Source organism: Bartonella sp. AP40SXNS, assembly GCF_042195825.1.
GTDB lineage: Bacteria > Pseudomonadota > Alphaproteobacteria > Rhizobiales > Rhizobiaceae > Bartonella.
On the sequence record NZ_JBHIPB010000054.1, the window covers coordinates 1 to 2,421 of the forward strand.

Below are 2,421 nucleotides of genomic sequence, written 5' to 3' on the forward strand. Positions count from 1 at the left end.
TGTGCATTAGCACCAAAGCTAAAACAGCCCAATGATAGGAACCGCGTGCCTATTAATAAAACAATCCCTGCCGAAATTAAACGAGCAAATATATGAAAAAGCGATTTATTATAACAGGAATGATTACCCTTTTGGGGATGATAAATCTGGCACATGCAAAGGATTTTGATAGAAATCATTTAGGTAGTAGCATGCCGCTACATCTTTTAAGGGCACAGATTCTCTCGGAATTACATACTAAACAGAATTCACCTGCTCCACCGCCACCACCTGCTCTACCAGCAGAATATCTGGAGCTTATTAAGCTATTAAAAAAAGAGGAAATTATTGAGCTCTTAAAAAAACAACTTGCGTTAAAAAAAGAACAACTTTCACAAATAGAAAAAACCTATCAAGCTATAACAAAGAATCAGAAAACAAACCCAAAGCAAATAGACTTTTCTAGTTTTTTTCTCCAAGAACCAAAATCGCTCTATAAGAAGAATCTGCTTTTAAGGGAATCATATCAAAAGATATTGGAGGAAGAAAACAAAATTTCTGGGACTTTTGATCAAATGAGCAAAGCTATTTCTGAGCATTTACAATCTGTATCGGTTCTAGATAAAGTCGTAAGTTTAGAAACTTTTCAAGAAGCAAACAATCGTTTTCAATACCTCAGAGATCTATTAGATGAAGTTCAAACAAAAGAAACCCTGAAAGATACTGCAGATCTTCAAGCACATATCGATGGTTCGTTAGCCATGATCCAAAATGAATTTATAAAGATGGAAATGGTAGCGCATTTACGTGACGCTGAATACTCACTTATCAAAAGGAAAAGACGCGAACTTGATATGAAAATTTTTAACCATGAAAAAAAAGAGATGCCTAGCATACGGTGAAAACACTTAGGTAATGTATAAATGCAAATGAAGCGTTTAGCATATATCTATGTTCCAAAGTGATAAAAAATTGATCAGATAACAAAAACATATGTCACGGATGTTTCCTCAAAAGCAATTGTTACAATTACACCCTTCGTTTCAATTGGAATCACGATCGCTTTCATCATCTATGGATGGCTTATCATTCGGGGCGCTATCGATATGCCTCTCTCCGGATTCGTAAACCGTTTCCTACGGATAAGTATTATTACTTCAATAGCTCTTACCACAGGACTTTATCAACCAGAATATCCAATCCTAAAGTAAAAAATATTCGCACTGAAATTGAGCTATTTTCATAAATTAAAAAATGAAATTAAGAAAAGATAAATTATCGTAAACTATACACTTTACTTTAGTGTCAAAATTATAATAATGACAACAAATATCAGAATGTATATAACAGTAAAAAGAGTCATTTTAAAATGAAGTCGATCGTTCTTATAATTTTGATTGCAAACCTTTTATCGGCTTGTGCATTAGCACCAAAGCTAAAACAGCCCAATGATAGAAACCGCGTGCCTATTAATAAAACAATCCCTGCCGAAATCAAGCGAGCAAATATATGAAAAAGCGATTTATTATAACAGGAATGATTACCCTTTTGGGGATGCTGAATCTAGCTCCAGCAAATGCAAATGCAACTATAGGTGTATCTTACGAATCCTCACCATCTAAAAAGCCAGCTGTAGACTCACAACCTGGTCCATCAGCAGAATATCGGGAGCTTATTGATCTATTAAAAAAAGGGGAGATTATTAAGCTTTTAACAAAACAGCTTGAGTTAAAAAAAGAACAACTTTCACAAATAGAAAAAGCCTATCAGGCTATAACAAAGAGTCAGAAAACAAACCCAAAGCAAATAGACCTTTCTAGTTTTTTTCTCCAAGATCCAAAATCGCTCTATAAGAGTGATAAGCTTTCAACGGAATCATATCAAAAGGCATTGGAGGAAGAAAACAAAATTTCTGGAACTTTTGATCAAGTAGGCGCGTCTATTTTTGCTCGTTTAGAATTTGTATCGGCTTTAGATAAAGCGGTAACTTTTAACATTTTTGAACATGTAGAAAATCGTTTTCAATACCTCAAACAGTTATTCGATGAACTTGAAACAAAAGAAAATCTGAAAGACATTGCTGATCTTCAAGCACATATCGATGGTATATTAGTCATGATCCAAAATGAATCTATAAAGATGCAAATGGTAGCACATTTACGCAAAGCTGAATACTCACTTATCAAAAGGAAAAGACGCGAACTTGATATGAAATTTTTTAACCATGAAAAAAAAGAGATGCCTAGCATACGGTGAAAACACTTAGGTAATGTATAAATGAAAATGAGGCGTTTAGCATATATCTATGTTCCAAGGTGATAAAAAATTGAAAATTCGTTAAAGAGGAATTCCATGGACTTTACTGTGTTCACGCAACTTTTCAATAAAATTGATCAGATAACAAAAACATATGTCACAGACATTTCCTCAAAAGCAATTGTT

Annotated in this window: 4 protein-coding genes and 2 pseudogenes; all 6 read left to right on the plus strand. The window is 33.8% G+C overall.

What is annotated here, in order from left to right; genetic code table 11:
* The coding region (locus ACFILZ_RS09570) for a TrwH protein (RefSeq protein WP_375682385.1) at positions 1-96 on the plus strand (96 nt) is incomplete at its 5' end.
* Positions 93-881: a type IV secretion system protein gene (locus ACFILZ_RS09575; protein WP_375682384.1), complete on the plus strand. Its 789-nt coding sequence runs from the start codon at positions 93-95 to the stop codon at positions 879-881. The genes ACFILZ_RS09570 and ACFILZ_RS09575, both read left to right, overlap by 4 nt.
* A 69-nt stretch (positions 882-950) precedes the next feature.
* Positions 951-1,172: pseudogene (locus ACFILZ_RS09580) on the plus strand (type IV secretion system protein); the annotation flags it as partial.
* A 176-nt stretch (positions 1,173-1,348) separates the two neighbouring features.
* Positions 1,349-1,492 carry a TrwH protein gene (locus tag ACFILZ_RS09585; protein ID WP_375611032.1) on the plus strand — a complete coding sequence of 48 codons (144 nt, stop codon included), beginning with the start codon at positions 1,349-1,351 and terminating at the stop codon, positions 1,490-1,492.
* Positions 1,489-2,235, plus strand: coding sequence for a type IV secretion system protein (locus tag ACFILZ_RS09590; RefSeq protein ID WP_375611031.1), 747 nt, complete (start codon positions 1,489-1,491; stop codon positions 2,233-2,235). Before ACFILZ_RS09585 ends, ACFILZ_RS09590 begins: the two co-directional genes overlap by 4 nt.
* A gap of 96 nt (positions 2,236-2,331) precedes the next feature.
* Positions 2,332-2,421: pseudogene (locus ACFILZ_RS09595) on the plus strand (trwi protein); the annotation flags it as partial.